Source organism: Halomonas sp. SIMBA_159 (assembly GCF_046536035.1).
GTDB classification, from domain to species: domain Bacteria; phylum Pseudomonadota; class Gammaproteobacteria; order Pseudomonadales; family Halomonadaceae; genus Vreelandella; species Vreelandella venusta_A.
In genome coordinates this window covers 1-381 of record NZ_JAWJBT010000156.1, presented here as the reverse complement: position 1 = coordinate 381, position 381 = coordinate 1, and the positions used below count along the sequence as shown (strand labels likewise).

1 protein-coding gene is annotated in these 381 nt (G+C 58.8%); it reads right to left on the bottom strand.

Annotated elements, in window-relative coordinates; genetic code table 11:
* On the bottom strand, positions 1–381 hold a 381-nt coding region (locus R0J87_RS18795), incomplete at both ends, for a matrixin family metalloprotease (protein ID WP_498888103.1).

The window sequence follows — 381 nt, the reverse complement described above, 5'->3', positions numbered from 1 at the left end:
CCACATAGCCAAAGGAGGCTGTGGTCGTGCTGTTATCGTCCTGGTCGAAGTAGGACATCACCGACAGCTGCCAGCTGTCATTGCTGAAGGTTTCATCAGTGCCGTAGGTGGCATTGCCATTATAGGCGCCCTGATGGCCAAGCCCCAGCGCATGGCCGATCTCATGCACATAGGTCTGGAAGGAATAGCTGTTGATCGACGTGCCGGAGCCGGCGAGCCAGCTGGTCGAGACATTCACCTCCGACGACAGGATGGTGCCGCCACTGGTCACGGACTGGGCATAGGCGCCGCTTGCCGCATCATCAAAGGTGATATCGGCAGAGGAGGATCCGGTTTCCACAAATTCCAGATTGGCGACCCGTTCCCAGGCCTCGAAGGCCC